The 22613-nt window shown below is 55.9% G+C and carries 15 protein-coding genes; 11 read left to right on the top strand and 4 right to left on the bottom strand.

The window, feature by feature from the left end; translation table 11 throughout:
- Nucleotides 1-335 precede the first annotated feature (335 nt).
- Both odhB and ACP5OT_RS01405 read right to left on the bottom strand, forming a co-directional pair.
- Entirely contained in the window at nucleotides 336-1673 is a 1338-nt protein-coding gene (gene odhB / locus ACP5OT_RS01400; protein ID WP_424674354.1) for a 2-oxoglutarate dehydrogenase complex dihydrolipoyllysine-residue succinyltransferase, read from the bottom strand.
- 105 nt (nucleotides 1674-1778) lie between these two features.
- Nucleotides 1779-4604, bottom strand: a complete 2826-nt coding sequence (locus tag ACP5OT_RS01405; protein ID WP_424674353.1) for a 2-oxoglutarate dehydrogenase E1 component — start codon at nucleotides 4602-4604, stop codon at nucleotides 1779-1781.
- A 1042-nt stretch (nucleotides 4605-5646) separates the two neighbouring features.
- Here ACP5OT_RS01405 and ACP5OT_RS01410 point away from each other — a divergent pair.
- Nucleotides 5647-9168, top strand: coding sequence for an SCO7613 C-terminal domain-containing membrane protein (locus ACP5OT_RS01410; protein ID WP_428131126.1), 3522 nt, complete (start codon nucleotides 5647-5649; stop codon nucleotides 9166-9168).
- A gap of 41 nt (nucleotides 9169-9209) precedes the next feature.
- Here the strand turns inward: ACP5OT_RS01410 and gap are convergent, their stop codons facing one another.
- Entirely contained in the window at nucleotides 9210-10235 is a 1026-nt protein-coding gene (gene gap / locus ACP5OT_RS01415; protein ID WP_424674351.1) for a type I glyceraldehyde-3-phosphate dehydrogenase, read from the bottom strand.
- A 258-nt stretch (nucleotides 10236-10493) separates the two neighbouring features.
- Here gap and ACP5OT_RS01420 point away from each other — a divergent pair, with 258 nt between their 5' ends.
- The gene (locus tag ACP5OT_RS01420) at nucleotides 10494-11105 is read left to right on the top strand and encodes a CvpA family protein (RefSeq protein WP_424674350.1); all 612 of its coding nucleotides are present in this window, start codon (nucleotides 10494-10496) and stop codon (nucleotides 11103-11105) included.
- 50 nt (nucleotides 11106-11155) lie between these two features.
- Here the strand turns inward: ACP5OT_RS01420 and tgt are convergent, their stop codons facing one another.
- Nucleotides 11156-12367, bottom strand: coding sequence for a tRNA guanosine(34) transglycosylase Tgt (gene tgt / locus ACP5OT_RS01425; RefSeq protein ID WP_424674349.1), 1212 nt, complete (start codon nucleotides 12365-12367; stop codon nucleotides 11156-11158).
- 182 nt (nucleotides 12368-12549) lie between these two features.
- Here tgt and ACP5OT_RS01430 point away from each other — a divergent pair, with 182 nt between their 5' ends.
- Genes ACP5OT_RS01430 through ACP5OT_RS01470 form a run of 9 tightly spaced genes read left to right on the top strand, consistent with a single transcriptional unit; the run spans nucleotide 12550 to nucleotide 22580 of the window.
- Nucleotides 12550-14121, top strand: a complete 1572-nt coding sequence (locus tag ACP5OT_RS01430) for an FGGY family carbohydrate kinase (protein ID WP_428112826.1) — start codon at nucleotides 12550-12552, stop codon at nucleotides 14119-14121.
- Nucleotides 14122-14157: 36 nt separating this feature from the next.
- Complete coding sequence (locus tag ACP5OT_RS01435) at nucleotides 14158-16221, top strand: PQQ-binding-like beta-propeller repeat protein (RefSeq protein ID WP_428131129.1); 2064 nt, start codon at nucleotides 14158-14160, stop codon at nucleotides 16219-16221.
- A 27-nt stretch (nucleotides 16222-16248) separates the two neighbouring features.
- Nucleotides 16249-17205 carry a protein phosphatase 2C domain-containing protein gene (locus tag ACP5OT_RS01440; RefSeq protein WP_424674346.1) on the top strand — a complete coding sequence of 319 codons (957 nt, stop codon included), beginning with the start codon at nucleotides 16249-16251 and terminating at the stop codon, nucleotides 17203-17205.
- Nucleotides 17202-18458, top strand: coding sequence for a vWA domain-containing protein (locus tag ACP5OT_RS01445; protein ID WP_428131131.1), 1257 nt, complete (start codon nucleotides 17202-17204; stop codon nucleotides 18456-18458). Before ACP5OT_RS01440 ends, ACP5OT_RS01445 begins: the two co-directional genes overlap by 4 nt.
- Before the next feature lie 15 nt (nucleotides 18459-18473).
- Nucleotides 18474-18989 carry an FHA domain-containing protein gene (locus ACP5OT_RS01450; RefSeq protein WP_424674344.1) on the top strand — a complete coding sequence of 172 codons (516 nt, stop codon included), beginning with the start codon at nucleotides 18474-18476 and terminating at the stop codon, nucleotides 18987-18989.
- A gap of 25 nt (nucleotides 18990-19014) precedes the next feature.
- Nucleotides 19015-19260 carry a hypothetical protein gene (locus ACP5OT_RS01455; protein ID WP_424674343.1) on the top strand — a complete coding sequence of 82 codons (246 nt, stop codon included), beginning with the start codon at nucleotides 19015-19017 and terminating at the stop codon, nucleotides 19258-19260.
- Nucleotides 19257-20207: a formimidoylglutamase gene (locus tag ACP5OT_RS01460; protein WP_424674342.1), complete on the top strand. Its 951-nt coding sequence runs from the start codon at nucleotides 19257-19259 to the stop codon at nucleotides 20205-20207. The genes ACP5OT_RS01455 and ACP5OT_RS01460 overlap by 4 nt, the downstream gene beginning before the upstream one ends.
- A gap of 55 nt (nucleotides 20208-20262) precedes the next feature.
- A complete protein-coding gene (locus ACP5OT_RS01465) occupies nucleotides 20263-21432 on the top strand; it encodes an MFS transporter (protein ID WP_424674341.1) in 1170 nt (389 codons plus the stop codon).
- A gap of 35 nt (nucleotides 21433-21467) precedes the next feature.
- Nucleotides 21468-22580, top strand: coding sequence for a hypothetical protein (locus ACP5OT_RS01470; protein ID WP_428131133.1), 1113 nt, complete (start codon nucleotides 21468-21470; stop codon nucleotides 22578-22580).
- The last annotated feature ends 33 nt before the right edge of the window (nucleotides 22581-22613 follow it).

The following is a 22613-nucleotide window of genomic DNA, read 5'->3' on the forward strand; positions in this document are numbered from 1 at the left end:
CCCCCAACGGGGGAGGGGCGCACCCTTACCCCCAATCTCCTCTCCCATTGGCGCGGGAGAGGGTTATTATGATGTTTCGCTCAATCAGTGCCTGTCGCGAAGACAGGCAGATTTCTCTCTCCCGCCGTCAGGTGGAAGCGGTGGTTGGGGGTGAGGGCATCAACGCAAAGGCGCAAAGGCGCAAAGGCGCAAAGGTGCAAAGGCGCAAAGGTGCAAAGGCGCAAAGGTGCAAAGGCGCAAAGCAGCGCAGAGGGCATCAAGGGATTGGGGATGGTGATCATCCTCCGCGCCCCTTGCACCCTCTGCGGTAAAAAAACCTCCCCCCAGCTAATGCCTTACCCCTCTAGCAGCAACGCTTCCGGATCCTCAATCAACTCCTTCACCTTGACGAGGAAGCGCACGGCGGTGCTCCCATCGATCAGGCGGTGGTCGTAGCTGAGGGCGATGTACATCATCGGGCGAATAACGATTTGCCCATTAACCACGACCGGTCGCTCCTCGATCTTGTGCATGCCGAGGATCCCGACTTGCGGTGCATTGAGGATTGGCGTACTCATCAACGAGCCGTAGACACCGCCGTTCGTGATCGTGAACGTGCCCCCCTGCAACTCGGCAAGGCTCAGCGTGCCCTCGCGCGCCTTCTTCGCCAATTGTGCGATCTCGCGCTCGATCTGCGCGAATGTCTTGCGGTCAGCATCGCGCACGACCGGCACCACCAAGCCTTCATCCACCCCAACGGCGATCCCGATGTCGTAGTAGTACTTGATCACAACCTCTTCGCCCTGAATCTCGGCGTTGACCATCGGGAAGGCTTTGAGCGCACCGACAACAGCTTTGGTGAAGAACGACATATAGCCAAGGCTAACCCCGTGCCGCTCTTTAAACGAGTCCTTGTGACGAGCACGTAGGGCCATCACGGCACTCATATCCACCTCGTTAAAGGTGGTCAGCATCGCCGCGGTATGCTGCGCCTCAACCAAACGACGTGCGATGGTCAAGCGCCGACGGCTCAGACGTTGCCGCTCTTCACGTCGGTCGCCATTGGTTGTCATCACCGGTGTGGCAGGCGGGGGTGTAAGCCGCGGTGGGGTAACCGTAGCCGGTGGCGGGGTGGTCGGAGCCGGTGGCGACGTTGGCTGCGGTGGCGCTGTCTCGATCACCGCCGGGGTCGGATGGCTAACCTTCATCCGCGCCTCGTCAGCTTTGGCTACGGCCTCACTTGGTCCCGTACCTGAAACGAGTCGCATAATGTCTTCTTTTGTTACCCGTCCGCCGGGGCCGGTTCCCTGCACGGTGCGCAAATCAATGGCATGTTCAGCAGCCATCCGCTGCGCTACCGGTGTCGCCAAGACTTCATCGGTGGCCGGCGCTGCTGCCGGTGTTGGAGCCGGGGTGGCCGGCGCCGCTGCCGGGATCGGCGAAGGCTTAGATAGGGCGCCTGCTTCAATTGTACCAAGCAGATCACCAATCGCAACCGTAGTTCCTTCGGGGCTGGCAATGCTCACCAACACCCCGCTCTGATCGGCGGCTACCTCAAGGTTCACCTTGTCGGTCTCTAATTCGACGACCGGTTCGCCGATTGCAACTGCTTCGCCTTCACGCTTCAACCAGCGTGCGACCGTCGCCTCGACAATCGATTCACCGAGCGACGGCACTCGAATTTCATATGCCATGCCGCAACCTACCTTGTGTACAGATCAAACGAGCGCAACGTTTCTTATGCTCCTACGTTGAACCAACGAAGTAGAAAACTACTCTCTGCACTACGTTCCGTCAGATCAGCGGATCACCGTCTCGTGACCGGTTGTTGCCGGTGTAGTTACTTCGGGCAGATTGGCCACTGCTTCACGCAAAATACGCGCCTGTTCACGCACGTGAATGCTGTGGAGACCCTCAGCCGGGCTGGACGATTCGGCTCGGCCAACGTAGTGTAATGTAACACCGGTTGGCAAGAGCGCCTGCAATCGCGGCCAGACGAACGTCCAAGCGCCCATATTCTGCGGTTCTTCTTGCAACCACACCACTTCACGCAGATTCGGATAGCGCCGGATCGCAGCTTGCACCTCCTCCGCCGGGAAAGGATACAACAGTTCGAGCCGGAGCAAATCGGCGCGCCCAGCAGTCTTTTCCCATTCGGCGCTAGAGATGAGGTCGATCGCCACCTTACCCGAACACAGGATGAGGCGGGTGACTCCTTCGGGGGCCGGTGCGTCAGCACCCAATCCCAACACCGGCTGGAAGCGCAGATCGGTCAGATCGCGCAACGACGAACTACTGCGCGGATGACGTAACAAGCTCTTGGGAGTGAGAATGATCAGCGGCTTGGGATCGGCGTAGAGTGAAGCAGCCTGATAGCGTAGCAGATGGAAGTACTGGGCCGCCGTCGTGCAGTTGGCAATGCGAATATTATCGTTAGCCGCCAGTTGCAAGAAACGCTCGAGGCGGGCGCTCGAGTGTTCGGGGCCTTGACCCTCGTAGCCGTGTGGTAAGAGCATCACGAGGGAAGGATTTTGCCCCCATTTGGCGTGTCCGCTAACGATAAACTGATCGATAATCACCTGAGCACCATTGGCAAAATCGCCAAACTGCGCTTCCCACAGCACCAGCGTATCCGGTGCATGGCAGCTATACCCATACTCAAAGCCCAGCACCGATGCTTCCGAGAGGGGGCTGTTGTACACTGCAAAGGAAGCACGTGCCTGTGGAATAGCGTGCAACGGGATGAAACGCTCACCGGTAACGACATCGTGCAGGACTGCATGACGGTGGCTAAAGGTACCGCGTTCGCTGTCTTGGCCGGTCAGTCGAATCGGTGTTCCATCGGCGAGGATGCTGGCAAAAGCCAATGCCTCGGCATGCCCCCAATCGATGCCATTTTCTTCATAGATCGCCTGGCGGCGGCGTTGCAGCATACGTTCGAGTTTGGGGTGAACGGTAAAGCCTTCAGGCCGATCTAGCAACGCCTCATTCAACTCGATCAGCGTTTTTGCCGAGACCGGACGAGCAAAAATCGGTGAGCGACGTGGCGGCAGTGAGTTAGCGGGCGAAGATGCCGGTGGTAGCTCGGCAGCCAATCGCTGTCGTTCGCGCACCTTATCAAACGCTTGCTGTAACTTATTCATCACTGCATTAACCCGTGCCTGCGCCTCTTCGCGGGTAATAATCCCGCGCCGCTCTAGCTCACGCGCCCAAATCTCACGCACTGTTGGGTGATTGCGGATGCGCTCGTACATCTTGGGCTGAGTAAACTCCGGCTCATCACCCTCATTATGTCCCCAGCGTCGGTAACCGACGAGATCGATCAAAAAATCCTTCTGGAATTTCTCGCGATAGGCTGACGCCATACGGGCAGCAGCGATACAGGCTTCCACATCATCGGCATTGACGTGTACCACTGGGATTTCAAGCCCACGGGCCAGATCGCTGGCATAGAGGGTTGAGCGCGAGTCGCTGCTGTCGGTCGTAAAGCCAATCTGATTATTGATAATGATGTGGATCGTACCGCCGATGTGGTAGCCCTTCAGACGCGAGAGGTTAAGTGTCTCGGCGACAATACCTTGGCCGGGGAACGCGGCATCACCGTGGATCAGGATGGCGAGCGACTCCTTCTCGTCCTCTTCAGGGAAGCCGGGGCGATGGCGTCGTTCTTGAGCAGCGCGAGCGCGTCCCTCGACCACCGGGTTGATAAACTCAAGATGACTGGGGTTGGGTACCAACGTGATCGGCATTTCGGCAATCCCGCTCTCGCGGTAAGCCTTGCGTGCGCCAAGGTGATACTTCACATCACCACTCCAACCTTCATACGTATCTTTGGTGTAATCGGGCGAGTGAAACTCGGTCAAAATCAGAGAATACGGTTTGCCGAGGATGTGGGCCAGTACATTAAGCCGACCACGGTGGGCCATTCCGATAACAACCTCTTTGGTGCCGGCCGCAGCAGCGTTGCGAATAATCGCATCGATCATCGGGATGAGCATATCGCATCCCTCGATCGAAAACCGCTTTTGGCCGGGAAACGTCTTGTGCAAAAAGCGCTCGAATGTCTCTACTTCGGTCAGGCGGTCGAGCAATTCCCGCTGACGATCGGCATCAAGTCCACCAAAGAAGCGCCGATCTTCAGCCGCTTCACGGATCCACGCCCGTTCACGGTAATCTTGGATTTGATCGGTCTCGTAGCCGATGGAACCAGAGTATGCCTGTCGTAATCGTTCGACACCTTCAGCCGCGTTACGCACTTGGCTTGCGATCGGGCCACGCACAATGTGGGCCGGTAACGCTGCAAGATCGGCCTGGGTCACCCCGTGCGTCGCCAGCTCCAGGCCGGGATCGCCGGGTGGGTCGCTACCGAGTGGGTCAATTCGAGCGGCTAGATGTCCCAACTCCCGAATGTAGCGGATCAAACGGGCCGCACCAACGATCCGGGTAACGTCAAGAGGTGGTTGTCCGTCCCGTGTCTCCGAGGAGGCGATCTCATCGGGTGGTGTCCATTGCGCAAAAAAGGCCCGTGTTGCTTCATCAACCGAGTTGGGATCGGCACAGTACCGCTCGTACAGTTCGAGCAGATAACCGGCATTGGGGCCGTAGAAACCGTTCCATTCCTTCATGCCTCGCCTGCTCCTTACCTAATTTGTTATGAAAGTCACAAATAATAACGGCAAGACAGCGCTGCGCGCTATAATTTCTGCTGTATTGTACCATGTTGGCTGCGCAGCGTTTCAAGGCAAAAAGAAAACGATGCGACCTTCAAGTCGCATCGTTTGTTAGGTTGGCATTCAAAAAACGTTACAACCCTGCTATTGCATTGCAGCCTGCAGCGACGGCAAACATCACGCCGATTGTAATGAAAACTGCAATACCTTGGGCCAGGCGGTAGGACATGTTAGACCGATTTGCCGTTTGCCGGACGAAAGTTATGTGCTCTTGTTGCATTGTTGCCTCACTTGTATGCATCCTGACCGATATAGTAATCATATTTACTTGATATAACTATCGGCTAGGGAGAATGATCACCAACTATCGGGAAGATTCACCCATGCGCCGTTCCCGTTCCAAAAATTCTGCAAAAATGTTACCGTTCTGATAGTTCTCGTTAGCTATAATTTGGGCAGAGGAGCTAGCCCTCGTCTTTAAAGGGGCGTTTTTGTGGATACCTTCCTCCTGAGAAAGCGGCGAAGCTACTCAGTGTTACTGGCACGACAAGACACCAACGGGTGTGTGAAAGGCGATTGATGTCGGTTACACGAATGGACTGTCATCGTCGCTGCCGCTGCGCGCGGCTGATGAGCGACGCAAGGCAGTGGGGCAGCGTACTCAGCGCGAAGGCACAGCGAATCGCTCCGGGATGCACCTCGGTATCTCCGCACGGAGCCGCCGGTGTTTGGCCGGTGGTGTAACGAACGAAGCACGCACGGTGCAGGATCGAACCGGACATGTCCGGCGTAACGGCTGGTAACCGCAACTGCTCTACCCGTGGTGAGGTCTGACCAGCAATGGCGGCACTCCGGGAGGAGTGAGTGCCCGCGGAGGCGGGATCGTAACGCCTGTCAGAGAAGATTGCGTGGCGCAAATCGGGATGGGAACAGGACGGCGCGCATGTTTGTGCACGTTCTGGAATAGCAGTGTAGTCATCAGGCCCGGAGCACTATTATGGAGTTCTTAGCTTTGCTAGCCTTATGTTGCCTACTGCCGATTCTGTTGGTCACAGGGCTAATCGGTTTCTGGATCGGAACGGCATCAGCAAGATCTTCACCGAAGCCAGCGGATCAATTCGCCAATCTGGTGTACTTTTGGTTAGAGACGAATCAACTGGATACGGATACCGCCGAGCGAGTGTTGCGTTTGTTGGAACAGGAGGGTGCCACACTGCGGACAGAGGCCCAACCGGTTCTACCGGTCTCGCCTTCTCCTGAAGAATCAGAAACGGCAACCTCGGTTTCTCCATTGCGTGAGGTGCTGCAAGCATCTTCGGCTCAGACTGCGGCCGATTTGCCAATACGACCTGCACCTACTACGCCACCATCAACGGTTACCAATCGGATAGGGCCGATTTTTGCTGCACTGCTGTCGCTCGGTACGCGCCGGATGTTGTTGGTCATCGGCACGTTTCTGTTGCTCATTTCGAGCTTGGTGTTGGTGATCTTCAATTGGAACAGCTTCCTACCGATTGTGCAAGTCGGGATCTTGGCTGCATTGACCGGTGGCTTGTGGGGGTTGGGACGGTGGATGGGTCAGCGTGAGGCGCTTGCTACCGCTGGGCGGAATCTGAGTTCGATTGCAGCATTGCTGGTGCCAATCGTGGTCTTTTCTTTCACGCGCCCTGGTCTGCTCAATCTCGCGACTGACACAGCTTTGTTGGTAGTGAGCAGTGTGAGCATGGCCATTTACATCGGTGGGGCGTGGTATACACGTCGTGTGTTTTATAGTCTGGCCGCCAGTTCGGCTGCAATCGGTGTGTTGGTAAGCGCGTTTTGGCAGTGGGATGTCGCGCTTCAGTGGCAACCGGTTTGGGCATTTGGGTGGTGGTTTGCTACGCTGGTGGTAACCCACCGGTTGGCCCGCAGTAGTGCTGCTCTGTTGGCGTTAGGGCCGCGTGTGATGCAGTGGGCCGGCCCGCCGCTGTCGCTGCTGGTGAGCCTCAGTCTCGTGTTGGCTGAGCCTATACCGATGCTTGCTTGGCCAGCAATGATTGCCTTTGGGTTGGGCGGTGTGTTCGGTGCCGGCGCTGCGTGGCTTGAACGGCAGCCACGGTGGGTGTGGGTGACAGCGCTAACGTTGCCGGTGGCAGTGTTGATCGGAACGGTATTGCCCGATCTCGGTCTGCGGTGGGCTAATCTGAGCCTGGCTCTACTGACCTCTGTGTATGTCGGGATGACGGCGCTGATCGAGCGGCGAGGTCAGGCGTATGCAATCCCCTTGTTGGCAAGCACGCCACTGCTGTTGGTTGTTGCGTTGCTCACTGCGCTCGACCGAACGGCAATCGGCCAGAGTTATCCGTTATTGCTGGTAGCCGGTGGGTTACTGGTGGTGCTGCTCGAACGTGGGCAGTTGAGGTTATTGCAACCGAACCGCACGTTGGTGGGGAGTATCGGGTTGGCGCTGGTGATGGTGTTGCTGAACGTGTGGGTGGCTTCGTTTGTCGAGGCATGGGCCCAGCGCGGTCTGATCACGCTTGTGATTGGCGGGATTGGGTTTGGCTTGCACGCAGCCTACGTTACCGCTCGTATCAGTTATGCACCGTTGGTGTTGCGTTGGATCGGGGCAGCCCTGATCGCGATTGGCTCGCTGATGACGGCATTGCTTGATCCGGTATGGTACTTGCCAGCATTGGCACTGGCAGCGATGCTCTACGGTTGGTGTGCCTTCCGCGAACGCAATAGTTTTTGGTCAATGGCTAGCTTAACGGTGGTGTTGGGTTTGGTGGCGAGCGTGCTCGAACGGGTGGGTTGGCTGAGCACGTTTGAGCACTATCTCCTTGCCGGCACGAGCGTAGCGAGTGTCTATGCCATTGGTGGGAGCCTGATCCGTCGTGGTACGTTCGGGTACTGGGCGACGCCGGCGCTCTTTTGGGGTGGTGTGCTCGGCAGTGGCAGCACGTTGTTGCTCATCAGTGCGTTCTTCACGCCGAGCATACCTACCATCAGCGCAGCGCTCATTGCGAGTGCAGTGTGGTTGGGGTTAAGTTTCATCTGGCAACGTTGGCAGTTCGGTTATCCGGCGGCTGCTATGCTCGGTTGGGCGTGGTTGTTGGCGGTCGTCGGCGGATTCTTGCGCTGGGAAGGCGGTCTGAGTGGGATCGGTGTGTTGGCAGTGCTGTTAGGGGTTGGTTATGGCGGAGCGGCGCTCGTTTTGCGGCGATGGGCACCGTTTGACCGTCCGTATGCGCAGTTGGCTATAGCTACAGCCCTTGTCTTACCCATACCGACGTTGCCGGCGGCGCTGGAAGTGTCGGCGTATCGCATGTATCTGCCATTGACTGCGGGCAGTGCGACGCTGATCCTCACGGTTGGCGCGGTCGCGTACCGACGCTGGCGGATCATGAGTCTGGCCTTAATCCAGTTGGTTATGGCGATTGGTGGGACTGCCAATTGGCTCTTCGCGCCCAACGTTTCGCTCATTGGATGGACGTTACTGGCAACCGCGGTCATTGTGGGGCTGGGTGGAGCAGGGACGCGCCGTCAGAGATCGACAGCCGTCTTGCGTGTGCTAGGATTGGACAGTTATGTGGTTGGCGCAGTCACCGGCTTGATCGCGCTAATGATGCTCTTTGACAGCAGTTTGAGCAGCCTTTCATGGCCGCTGTTGATCTATGCACTCGTAATTGGGATTATTGCGGTTTCCGAGCAGAGCGAAGTTGGCGCAGTCCTAAATGTGACAGCGTTGATCGGCAGCACTGCCGGCTGGCTTGCGCAGACCGATCTGACGATACCTTGGCAGGCAGCGTGGTTAGTGTTGGCGCTGGTGCCGCTGATGCTGGCCGGTTGGGCTAGCCGCCGCTATGCGCCGGTGACGATCTGGCAGCGACCAACGTTGTGGTTACCGTTGATGGTAGGGGTGTTCACCGTCATCGTTGCCGCCGACGAGCTACGTGCATTGGTGGTAGCACTGATCAACACCGGCGTTCTCTACGTCACGGCGACGGTCCGCGAACGGCGGAGCGAGTACGCTTATATCGCCGGTGCGGCCTTTGTCGCCGCTAGCCTTGGCCAATTTCTCGTCTGGGATTTGCGCGAAATGCAGTTGTACGTGATACCGGTCGGCGTTTATCTGCTCGCGTTTGCGAATGGCATTCGCTACTTCCAACGCCAAGATCGGCTTGCGCGTATGGTAGATACGGGTGCGGTTGGATTATTACTCAGCGCAACATTCCTCCAAGCCGTCGGATCGCCGAGTAACCTTGGCTACATCTTATTCGTCAGTGGCGAGTCGTTGCTGATCGCTACTTATGGGGCGTTAATGCGGCTAAGGGTACCGTTTGTGGCTGGGTTGGTCTGTTTCGGACTGGGTATTCTCTGGTTGGTGGGTAATGCGGCGCGCATGCTCAATCAGTGGTTATTGCTGGGTTTGGTGGGTCTACTAATGCTATTGGCCTACGTTGTACTGGAACGGCAACAAGAACTATTACGTCGGGCTGGAAGGGATTGGGCGGCACGGTTGCAACAGTGGCGGTAGTAGGGCTGGTTTCCAATCTGCCCCTACTACCGCCCATCCGACTATTCAAACCGATCTGCGACCAGCGCCGTCAGATCGGCGACACGTACCGAATAACCCCACTCGTTATCGTACCACGCGACGATCTTGAAGAAATCATCGCCCATGCTCATCGTTAGGGGTAGGTCAACCACACTACTATACGTGGTACCGATGAAATCGGTGCTAACCAGCGGATCGTGGCTGACACCGAGGATACCCTCAAGCTCTTCGCTCTCGCTGGCCTCAATGAATGCCTGATTGATCTCTTCGACCGACGTCTTGGTGCTGAGGAGAACCGAGAAGTCAACCATTGAGACGGTTGGTGTCGGGACACGCACCGCGTAGCCATGGAACTTACCCTTCAGTTCAGGAATAACCAGCGCGACAGCCTTAGCAGCACCGGTAGTGGTCGGTACCATATTGATCGCGGCCGCACGGGCTCGGCGCAGATCCTTGTGGACGTTATCCTGCAAGTTCTGATCCATTGTGTACGAGTGGATCGTCGTCATCAACCCGCGTTCGATCCCGAAGCGATCATTGAGTACTTTGGCCACCGGCGCCAGACAGTTGGTGGTGCAGGAGGCATTCGAGATGATATGGTGCTTCTCATGATCGTACTTGGCGTCATTCACACCCAGACAGATGGTGATGTCTTCGCCCTTGGCCGGTGCAGTAATGATCACTTTCTTGGCACCTGCGGCGAGATGAGCTTTAGCCTTTTCGGCATCGGTAAAACGGCCGGTCGACTCGATCACAATGTCAACGCCCAGTTCTTTCCACGGCAGCGCGGCAGGATCACGCTCGGCTAGGGTTAGTAATTCGTAGCGCACATCGTCTTGCTCGACGATAATGGACTTCTCGGTTACGGTTACTTCACCTTCAAACGCGCCATAGGTCGAGTCATAGCGGAGTAGATGTGCTAACGTATGCGCGTCGGTCAAGTCGTTAATTGCCACGATCTCGAACTCGTCTGGGTAATACTCCAGCATCGCCTTAAAGCTCTGGCGCCCGATCCGGCCGAAACCGTTGATTGCGACGCGAACCATGTAATTCCTCCTTAAGCACTCAAACGATTGCGCCTCGGTAATATAAACCACCGCTCGCAATGGTACGACAGACAACTGTTGTCTGATGCGGTCATTATAGCATTTTTGGTCAGTCGCTCGGATGCCGATTTTTGCCCGTCAGGTGAAGAAATGCCTACTCAGCTCCTACAGCGTGATGATAGGCAACAGTGTAGCAGGTTTGACGGATCTGCTACAATAGGTAGTAAAATTGCACGTGCAATACGAAGGGGCAGCGAGATGATCATTGATGCGGGTGCGGCGGTCGTGATCCTGTTATTTATTCTGGTCGGTCAGCGGCGAGGGGCAATACCGAGCGGTCTGGCGCTTACCGGGACGCTCATCGGTGCAGTTTTGGTCGATATTTGGCAAGATGGTGTGATCAATCTGCTGGAACGGCTGGGTTTGGCGACTGAATGGCCACTCTTTCTTTGTTTAAGCGGGTTGCTACTGTTGGCTGTGATCGTCGGTTACGGGATTGATACTATCCTTGAGTTGGGTTTAGAGGACACCGATGAATGGTCGCAGCGTCTGATCGGTGCTCTGGTCGGGTTGGTGAACGCCGGGCTTGTGATCTACTATCTCGTTCGCTATGCCGAACTGGCATGGTCACCGCCGTTCATTGAACGGTGGTTGAACGCGGCGACGTTGGTACCGACGGTGGTTGAGTGGTTGCCGTGGGCAATGCTCGGCTTAACCTTGGGTGGCAGTATCATGTTAGGTTGGCGCGTCTTTCACACGATACGTTCCGAGCGCGCATTACAATCGCACGACGACACACCCCGCTCGCGTCAAGATGTCTATCTGCGCGTCCTCGAGGAGATCAACCGGGTGACCGATCGCCGAAGGTAAGATCGTGATCCGTCCGCTCAAGCATCGCTAGTTCGCCACACTGTTGCAGCTTAGGGTGTTATATCCGGCAACGGCTTCCCCAACCACTCATAGTACAGTTCACCAAAGCGACCGGCGGCGATAGCGGCACGTATCTCGGCCATCAGGTTCAGTAGGAAGGCGACGTTGTGTAAGCTGACCAGCCTGATCCCAAGTAGTTCTTTCGAGCGGTAGAGGTGATGAATGTACGCCCGTGAGAAATGCCGGCACGTATAACACGGACAACCCGCTTGCAATGGTCCTGGGTCATCACGTAACGTCGCATTTGTCACATTGAGCCGCCAGTTGCGTTCGCGATTGCGAATGAGGGCTGCCCCGTGTCGTCCGAGTCGCGTAGGGCTGACACAATCGAACATATCGATCCCACGAGCGACTCCTTCAAGGAGATCATCAACGTCGCCAACACCGAGGAGGTGGCGAGCCATACCGTCGGGTAAGTAGGGTACGGTCATATCAACCACCTCATACATCTGGGTCTTATTAGCTCCTAGTGATCCGCCGATACAGAGACCATCAAACGGCATACTGCTGATGAACTCGGCGCTCGCGCGGCGTAAGTCGGCAAAAATACCGCCATGCACAATCCCAAACAGGAGTTGGTCGGGGTTAGGGAGTGCAGCACGGTTGCGCCGTTGGTGGGCTACCAAACAGCGCTCGGCCCAGCGGTGGGTACGGGCCATACTCTGTGCAGTGTAGTCGTAGCCGGCGCGGAACGGCGGAAGTTCGTCAAAGCAGACGATAATGTCGGCGCCAAGGTGATGTTGTACCTCGATACTCCGTTCTGGCGTAAAGACATGACGCGAACCGTCAAGGTACGATTTAAAGATAACGGCCTCCTCGGTGACGGTCACCATATCGGCCAACCGTGTCGGGTGGGCGGGTCGGCGGCCTTTTACTTCATCGGCAATCCCACCGTACACCAGGGAAAAGACCTGAAAGCCGCCACTATCGGTGAGGATTGGACCGTTCCAGCTCATAAATCCGTGCAACCCTCCGTGACGGGCGATCAATTCGTGACCGGGCTGCAAATAGAGATGATAGGTATTCCCCAGGATAATCGATGCGCCGTGTTCGCGCAGTTCATGCGGGCTGAGCGATTTAACCGTAGCCCGAGTACCTACCGGCATAAATACCGGGGTTTCGACCGCGCCATGAGCTGTTCGTAAGCGCCCGGTGCGCGCACGACTGTGAGGATCGCGGGCGGTAATCGTGAAGTGTGTCATATCGTTGCTAGTCGGTGAGCGAATTCGATAGCAGGTTCTGCTCCAAGACGGCAATCGTCTAACCACAGGATCGGTATTATAACCGAGACCCAAACAGGGTATACACAACAGCTACGACCGGTATTCGTGATGAGATCGGCTATAATGCCTATCATTCGGATGATATGGAATGAGGCAGAACGGTGAGTAAGCGTTATATCCTGGCAATCGATCAAGGTGGTAGTGGTAGCCGCGCAGTTGTTTATGATGAAGAAGGACGGGTACGTGGCTATGGCTACCGTGCCGTGGGTCGAATCTGTCCACAACCGGGATGGGTGGAACAGCATCCGCGCGCGATTACTCGTAGTGTCGCCGAGGCAATTGCAGAGGCACTAACACGGGCCGGTGTGCGTGGTAGTGAGTTGATTGCATGTGGCGTTACGTCGCAGCGTGATACGATCTTTGCGTGGCATGCCCGTACCGGTCGGGCGATCGGGCACGCTATTACGTGGCAAGATCTGCGCACGGCACCGTTGGTCGCAGCGCTCGATAAAACACCTTTAGGCCCACTCCGGCGCGAACGATTGGGGCAGTTTCCTGGGGCGTATGCTGGCGCTATGCATATGGCGTGGCGCATGCGCCATGACGCTGCTTTTCGTCGTGCTGCCGAGCAAGGTGTCTTGCGTGTATCGCTGGCAGCGGGTTGGATTGTACAAGCGCTGGGGCGTCCGGCCGAGCATGCGCTCGATCATTCTCTCTTGCAGGCGATGACAGTGTATGACCCCCGCCGAAGAGCGTTGTGGGAGGAATGGATCGAGGCGCTCTCGATCCCGCGAGCAGCTTTACCTGTGGCTCGTCCGACAATCCATCACTTTGGCGAGCTGCACATTGATGGTGCAGAAGTGCCGGTGGTAGCGATGATTACCGATCAACAGGCTGCTCTCTTCGGGTACGATTGCCGTGCAATTGGGCAGGCAGTTGCCACGCACGGCACCGCATCATTTGTCAATGTCGTGGCCGGCCCGGTAGCACCGCCACAGGGAATCTGCAAAACGTATCTGGCGTGGGAAATCGATGGGATCGTAACCTATGCGCTAGAAGCCGATATGACCACCACCGGTGCAGCAGCAACGTGGTTACGCGATCTGGGATTGGTCCGGCGGGTGACCGATCTTGACCGATATGCGGCGCGCGTTAATCACAGTGGTGGTGTGGTGTTTGTTCCGGCCTTGAACGGTTTAGGTGTGCCAAGTGAAGATCGCAGCGCGCGCGGCGCGATCTTTGGATTAACAATAGGTGTAGAACTGAGCCACCTTGCGCGGGCCTTTTACGAGTCGATTGGCTTTCAATTAGTCGATATTCTGACGACAATGAAAGCCGAAGCCGGTCTCGACGTTCAGGAGTTGCGTGTTGGCGGTGGTCTGGCTGCCAGCGATCTCGCTTGTCAGATACAGGCTGACATCAGTGGGGTAACGTTAGTGCGGGCGCGGGATACCGAAACAACGGCGCGTGGTGTTGCGCTCTTGGCCGGGATCGGGGCCGGAATCTGGTCGCTGGGGACAATGCCGGTGCTGGTTGATGAGACGGCGCGACGGTTTATACCGCAGTTGTCGGCAAGTGAACGGGCTGCACGTTACGCACAATGGCAGATGGCAGTCGAGCGGGTGAAGGGATGGGCACGACCGATAAATACCCCCACAGCAGAGCAATCTTCTGATGAAGAGTGGTTGCTGAAGCATTCAACAGCTTCTATAATAGAGGAACAGGCGCGTTAACGGTTTTTCATAGTTTAGCACGGAACGAGGCTGCTTATGGGCTTGATCAAACGGGTAGGCACCAAGGCTATCAACCCACAACCGCCCGATGGTGGCGTTGCTGGTGAGGGCACGCGCCAGATCAGCCCCACCGTACCTCCATCTGCGCCGGAAGAGGCTACACGCCGGATGACGGTGCAACCCGCCGGAAACGCCGACGATGGCATGCGGCACATAGAGGAGCAACCGACCGGACAGGCGCGCGCTGCAATGCCGACAATGCTGAATGCGGGCACTATCTTGCAGGGGCGCTATCTCGTCGAAGGGCCAATCGGGGTCGGCGGTATGAGCGTGGTCTACCGCGGACGCGATCTCCGGTTTAAAGATGTTGTGCGCTATTGTGCAATCAAAGAGATGGCACAAAGTGCGCCGGACTCCAAAACTCGCCTGCTCAATCTGAAAAACTTTCAGCGCGAAGCAGGTTTGTTGGCGACGTTGCAGCATCCGGCGATTCCCAAAGTGTACGACTTTTTCGAGGAAGACGGTAAAGTCTACCTTATTCTTGAGTTTATTCCCGGTAAAGACCTCGAAACGGTTCTCGAAGAACATGGCAAGCCGCTTGATGAAGCGCGGGTTGCCCGTTGGGCGGTGCAGATTTGCGCGGTACTTTCGTACTTGCATAATCACAAGCCGGAACCGATCGTCTTCCGCGATATGAAGCCCTCGAATGTGATGGTCGTTGATGACGATCGGATCGTATTGATCGACTTCGGGATTGCGCGTACCCTCAACCGAGGCGACCGTAAGGGCACGATGATCGGTACTGAGGGCTATTCTCCCCCCGAACAGTACCGAGGTGTGGCCGAGCCGGTTGGTGATATTTATGCCCTCGGTGCGACGTTGCATCATCTCCTTACCAATACTGATCCGCGTCTTGAAACACCGTTTACCTTCCAAGAACGTCCTATCCGCCAGATTAATCCCTCCGTCTCGCCGGAGATGGAGGCGGTGGTCACGCGCGCACTTGAATACGACATGGCAGCACGTTGGCAGAGTGCCGAGGAATTTCGGCAGGCGCTGTTAGCGGTACCGTCGCTCGCTGCGACGGTGACCGGTAAAGGGCCGGTCGCTGCACCGGCAGTGCTCAAGAAGGGGGTGCAGACAACCGAGCTGGTCTGGCGGTTTACGTGTGAAGATGAGATACGTTCATCACCATTGGTAAGTGGTGGGTTGGTTTTTGTCGGATGTTACGACACGAATATCTATGCCATTGATGCGGTGCGCGGCGAATTTCGCTGGAAATATGCTACGGAAGGTGGGATTAGCTCGTCGCCGGCAGTGTGGCAGGATATGGTCTATATCGGCTCTGAAGACGGCAAGCTCTATGCGTTTGATGTGCGCCGTGGGAGTGTGCGCTGGACGTTCCGTAGTGAGAAGGCAATTCGTTCATCGCCACGGATTGAAGATCGAGTTGTCTTCGTCGGCTCAGACGATCAACACGTCTATGCAATTGATGGTCTACGTGGTACGTTGATTTGGAAGTATCGCACGTGGAATCCGATCCGCTCTTCGGCATGCATTCATGGCTCATCGGTGTATATCGGTGGCGATGATGGTAATATCTACTGTCTCGATGTTCGTACCGGTGCGGTTAAATGGAAGCAGCGCACTCAGCAACCGGTACGTTCGTCGCCAACGTACAGTGATGGCTTGGTATTTGTCGGTTCGCTTGATCAGAACCTCTATGCGCTTGATGCCGAGGGTGGCTGGCCGGCGTGGCGGTTTCGTACCGGTCACTATATTAATTCGTCACCTTTTGTCGTCGGTACGCGCGTTTTTGTCGGTGGGGTTGATGGTAATCTCTACGCTCTCGACACCAAGAATGGTCGTTTGGTGTGGAAGTATGAGGTTGGTAGTCAGATTACCTCGTCGCCGCGGGTAGAAGGTGGTCGGCTCTACTTTGGTGCAGTCGACCAGGCCGTTTACTGTCTTGACGCCGGAAATGGGCAGTTGATTTGGAAATACCTTACCGACGGTCCAATTGTCTCGACACCGATGATCGTGAACGGGATCGTCTATGTTGGCTCGATGGATCATCATCTTTACGCATTGAGGGCGTAGATAGGTTGTTTAAGGGATAGGAACACTATGCCGGACGAAACTGCTCCTTCATCAGACGAAACACCAACCGAGCCAATGAGTTTGGCTGCTATCGAGGCAGAACGGCAGCGCCAATTGCGTCTAACCCCTCCTGACGAGGATGGGACACGCCAAATCGGGCAGAATTACCAGCCGGCGCTGACCTTGCTTCGTTCGGTCCAAGGGTTTGCCGCCGCCGCATTGCGGGATATTGGTCGGGTGCGTGAGGTTAATCAAGATTGTACCTTGGCGATGATCATGACCCTACCGCGTGAAGGGAGTGATGTACCGGTAGGTCTGTTTGTGGTTGCCGATGGGATGGGAGGTCATCAGGGGGGGGAGGTCGCCAGCCGGTTAGCCGTTCAGACGGTGCTGACCGGTGTGCTGGAACGGTTGGTGTTGCCAGTGATTGAGGATGGGATCCTCGAAGCACTCCAGCCCCTAATGATTGAGGCAGTGCAAGAAGCGAACGCCGCGATTTGGCGAGAAGCGCAGGCGCTTGGCTCAGATATGGGCACCACCTGTACTGCTGCGTTGGTCATTGGGCATGGTCTCTACGTGGCGCATGTCGGCGATTCACGCTGCTATGTCTATGAACCGGGTGGGTTACGTCAGCTTACGACCGATCACTCGACCGTCGGGCGCCTGATTACACTTGGTCAGCTTAATCCTGATGAGGCACGCGATCATCCGCTGCGCAACCAGCTTTATCGCACGGTCGGGCAGCAGCCACAGATAGTAGTCGATTTTGTTTATCACCAGCTCAACAACTGCTCGCACATCGTGCTGTGTAGTGATGGTCTGTGGAGTATGGTCGATGAAAAGGCCATTGAGCAAGCACTCCAACATAGTCCGTGGCCGCATGATGTCTGCCGTGAGTTAATCGCCTTGGCGAACCTGGCCGGTGGTGATGACAATATCTCGGTGGTCGTCGTGTCACTTCCGCTCGATGAGGGGCAGCGATGAGCAAGGTTGAACTGCGTATAACGCCTAGTCGCAGTGTGTTACCGGCCCTTAACGAGCCACAAGTCTTGTATGCGCTGATCGAGTTGTCGGCACAGAGCGGTGCAACGAAGATGCCCCGTTTGCCGCTGAACTTGTGTTTGGTGATCGACCGCAGCTCGTCGATGCGTGGTGAGCGTTTGCAACAGGTGAAGCAGGCCGCGATGCAGATTCTCGACCTGCTAGGTGATAACGAGAGTTTTGCATTAGTCACGTTCAATGACCGGGCCGAAGTAGTGGTATCGTCCCAACTGGCACGGGCACGGGCCGAAATTAAACGCCAAATTAGTGCGATTGAAGCTGCTGGCGGTACCGAGATGGCAACCGGCTTGGCACTTGGTGTGCAAGAATTGCAACGGGCGATGATGCCGCGGGCAATTAACCGCTTATTGTTGCTGACCGATGGCCGTACTTACGGTGATGAGAGCCGTTGTGTCGAGATTGCGCGGCGTGCCCAAGCTCGTGGGATTGGGATTACGGCATTAGGGATCGGTAGTGAGTGGAATGAAGACTTGCTGGAGACTATCGCTGCGCGAGAGAATAGTCGCACGCACTACATTACGTCTGTCGCCGACATCACTAAAATTTTTACTGCCGAAGTTGAGCGTATGCATAGTATTTTTGCCCAAGATGTGCAGGTGCGACTAGCCTTGCCGCCGCAGGCACTCGTCCGTTCGTTCGACCGGGTGCGTCCTTTCATCGGGCCATTACCGGTGATCGAAGAGGCTGATTCTGTCTGGACGGCCACGCTCGGTGATTGGCCTGAGCAGGACGTACAAGCTTTTCTGGTTGAAGTGGTGATACCGCCGTTGCTAGAAGGTCGTCATACGCTGATCCGATTCAATCTGCGTTTTCGCATGCCCGGAAATGATAATGTGGTGCAGAGCTATGACCAAGTGTTGCAGGCTGTAGTGCACAATCCGGATGAGGTAAGCACTGATGTTGATCCGACGGTCAAGCACTGGCTTGAGCGGTTGGTTGCCTATCGGTTGCAGGCCAGGGCATGGCAAGCGGTTGAGGAAGGAAAACTAGAAGAGGCGACGCAGCGGTTGCAAATGGCCGGTACACGCCTGTTTGAGGCGGGCCAGGTTGAACTGGCGCGTGCCGTCCAAGAGGAAGCAACGCGCCTGCTCCGCTCCGGTCGAGCGAGTGCCGAGGGTCGCAAACGAATCAAGTATGGTACGCGCGGCTTGATCGGGCGTGAAGAGCAGTCATAGGCCGGAGTAGGAGGCATGATTATCTGTAGCCATTGTCAATCCCAACAACTCGATGGCACGATCTTCTGTACCGTTTGTGGGGCAAGCTTGATCAGTACAACCTCGCAGCGCCAAACAACCGCGTCGCTGAATCGGGCAGCAGAATCGGTCCAGTTGGATGATACTGCTACGGTGTTACCGGCACCAGAACCAACCGAAAGCGGGCCAACGGTTGCGCTCGTCGTGCTCAGCTCGGGACGCCGGATTACCTTACCGGTTGCTGCTGAAATTGTCATCGGGCGGAAGGATCAGCAACGCAATTTTTTTCCCGATGTCGATTTTAGTCTTGATGGTGGCTACGATGCTGGTGTTTCGCGCCGGCATGCGCGGATTATCTGCCAGAACGGCACCTACGCCCTCGAAGACCTCGGTAGTTCAAACGGTACCTTTCTGAATCGGCAACGGGTACCACCCGGTCAGTCGATGCCATTACAGCACGGCGATGAAGTTCAGTTTGGGATGTTACTGGTACGCTTTGAATTGCGTCACTAGCTATAAATCTTGCGGAGGATTCTCTATGCCGAAAACGGTCGTCCTACATCTCACCGGCGAAGATCCGCTGCTGGCCGATATTGATCAGGAACCACAACCCGGTGATATGTTTATCAAAGTCACTAATATGCGTAAACGTGATGGTAAACCGGTACCGTATCTGGCTGCCGGCGTGCAGGCAGTGATCTTTCCTTGGCACCGGATTACCTTTATCGAGTTGATGCCCAGCGAAGAGGAACGCAGCCAAGTTATCGAGTTCTTCCGTCAGTGACGTCGCTCTTCCAACAACTTGTTCCGCCCGCGCGTGCATTGTTCTATCACCGTGATGATCCCAACGACCGGCGGCTGGGTGAGTTCGTTACGCCCGGGATTGCCGGTTATGATTCGGCGAAGGTGGTGCTCCTCGGTTGTCCCCAAGATATTGGGGTGCAACGTAATCGGGGGCGCGCCGGTGCCGCTCAGGGGCCGACTGCTATCCGGCGCTGTTTCTACCGGCTTGGTGTGGCCGGATTGACCGATCTGCCGATCTGCGATCTTGGTGATGTGCCGGTTGATGCCGATCTCGAGACGATTCATGCGTTGCAACGTGCTCTGGCTGCGCAGATTATCGAAGACGGTAAATTGCTGATCAGTCTTGGGGGTGGGAACGACATTAGTTTTCCCGACTTTGCCGCGTTGGCTACGGCGGCTATACCGCCACCGCTAGCGATCAATGTCGATGCGCATTATGATGTTCGAGCCGATTGGCCGGCCAATAGCGGTACGCCCTATCGTCAATTGATCGAAGCTGGCCTGATCGATCCACAACGCTATTGGATCATTGGTGCTCAGCCGTTTGCTAATGCACCGGTATATACGACGTATCTACTTGCACAAGGAGCGACGATTGTCAGCTTGTCTGATGCGCGTCGTTTGGGTGTTGCCGAGACGGTACGGGCAATGCTAGCAGTAAGTGATGCAGCAAGTATCGGGTGGGGTTTCGATCTCGATGTTGTTCAAGCCGCCGAAGCCCCCGGTGTGAGCGCACCCAACCCGCTTGGAATGCGTGGTGAAGAGTTGGTGGCATTGGCAACATTGGCCGGCGCCGAACCACGGACTCGTCTGATTGAGGTAAGTGAACTGAATCCAACTTATGATGACGATGATCGCACGGCCCGCCTTGCTGCGGTAACACTGTGGTATGCGTTGTGCGCCTTTGCCCAGCAGCATGGTGTTTAACGCTATCAAATACCAGAGTTGATGAGGGTTGGCCGAGCGGTATCGTATACAAGCAATGCAAACAATCTCTCATTCGTATCGTCGCGCCGTACAATTTATTGTCCTGATGGGTGTGGTCAGCCTGCTGGCCGATATGGTGTATGAAGGCGGACGCAGCCTGAGTGGTCAATACTTGGCCTTGTTAGGCGCGAGTGGGACGGTCGTCGGATTGACTGCCGGTGCCGGTGAATTGATCGGTTATGGCTTGCGGTTGGTATTTGGCTATCTGAGTGATCGCACGCGACGATATTGGTTGCTGACCATTCTTGGTTATACGCTGACGATCATTGCGGTGCCAATGCTTGCCTTGGCTCAAGCTTGGCCGCTAGCCGTTGGTTTATTGATGGTCGAGCGGTTCAGTAAGGCGTTGCGTAGTCCGGCAAAGGACACTCTCCTTTCATATGCCGCAGAACGGGTTGGTACAGGGAAGGGATTCGGCTTACACGAAGCGCTCGATCAGATCGGCGCAGTGGCGGCGCCGTTGGTATTGGCGGCGGTGTTGGCAGTGGGTGGTAGTTTTCAGATGGCGTTTGCGCTCTTGATTGTACCCGGTGTGGCCTGTCTGATCGCCTTAATCGTGGCGCGGTTCTTGTTTCCCCAACCGTCTGATCTGGTGAGTAAGACTCCTGAGCTATTGACCACCGGTTTGCAGGCACGCTTTTGGTGGTACCTGCTCAGTGTCGGGCTTTTCGCCGCAGCGAGTGTTGATTTTGCCCTTGCAGCCTATCATTTTCAAAGAACTCAACTTATTAATGCAGCAGCGATACCGGTTTTGTATGCACTGGCAATGATAGTTGATGCAGTCGCTGCACTGAGTTTTGGGTTTCTTTATGACCGGATTGGTATGCCGGTTTTGAGTGGTATAACCTTGCTTGCTGCACTGAGCACACCGTTTATGTTTAGCGGTGTATTCGTGGTGGCAGTATTGGGTGTGGTGATTTGGGGGATAGCACTTGGCGCACAGGAATCGATTCTACGGGCTGCCGTGACACGATTTACCCCTGCTGACCGGCGTGGTGCGGCCTATGGTCTGTTTAACGCTTGTTTTGGTTTGAGCTGGTTCATCGGCAGTGCGCTGTTTGGTGTATTATACGATGTAGCATTGCCGATCCTTGTCGGTGTATCGGTTAGCTTGTATCTGATAGCAGTCTTGATCTTGTGGTTCGTGGTAGCGCGCCAACCGTGATGTTGGCACACAGTAGCTCTCGGCCATGATGCCGTATGATAACACTCGCATTTGAACTGGTTTTGGTTTTACTTGTTGCCAGTCTCCTCGCGTTCTGGAATGGATGGGGACTGGCACGTTTGTTGCTTCCGGCAGTCGTTTGGCCCTGGCGAGCATTATTGACCCCCATCCTTGGCTATGTGCTGACGATCCTCGTTGGTTACTGGGTGGTACGGTTTATCGGTGGTTTAGGATGGGCATTGGGATTGATTGCTCTCTTGAGCGGATGGTTCAATTGGCTCACATGGCGACGGTATGGTCCACCTCAGATCATTACAGCAATACGCCATCATTGGCCGGGATTGGTTGTAGCCGGTATTGCGGTTGCGTTTGGAGTTGCACCACTATTGAGTTATGGCTATGCTGCGCCCATCGGTGGCGGCTGGGATATTGAGAATTACTGGCCTACTGCGCGCTATCTGGTCCGTGGTCCGGTGAGTGCCATCGCAACGGCACCACCAAACCCATTGCGTGATATCAATGCTGATCCGCCGCGAATTGGCTTGACCCTTGGTTTTAGTATTTGGCAAGGTAGTGTTGATCTCGTGAGTGGGAGTGAACCCCTCGTTAGTTTCGCACCATTGCTCGCATGGCTACGTGCACTTGGTGTCGTCGGGATATATGTGCTTTTACAAGCAGTGTTTACCATGCGGCGTGGGCCGGCAGCGTTTGCGGCTCTTCTGGCGGCTCTTAACGGTCTGTTGCTCTGGACGAGCTACTTCAATTTCGGGATGCAATTAGCAGCATGGCCGCTGCTGCCGTTGGTGCTAACGCTTGGTTTGGCAACCGTGCGTGCCGATACCGAACGTTGGGCTGCACAATCATTTGTCGGTCGAGTTGCCCACTATTGCGCTGCTGCCATTAGTTTGGCGGCTGTACCGGTTGCCTACTATCCAGCCCTTGGCCCGCTGGGATTGATGGCAGTGGGAATTGGAGTCGTTGGGCTTGGGCAGACACGCGATCGTTGGCGGCTGATTAAACGGGCGCTGGTGCTTGTTCTGTTGACGCTGGTACTGGCTGCACCGACGATACCCGATTATTTTGCCGGCTTTAACTATCGCTACAGCTTGCCGCTCACGACACTTGTCTCTTTCGTTTTATACCACTGAGTGATATTGTTGGTTTCACCACCTTCCGCCTAC

The organism is Chloroflexus sp. (assembly GCF_049970315.1).
Classification (GTDB): domain Bacteria; phylum Chloroflexota; class Chloroflexia; order Chloroflexales; family Chloroflexaceae; genus Chloroflexus.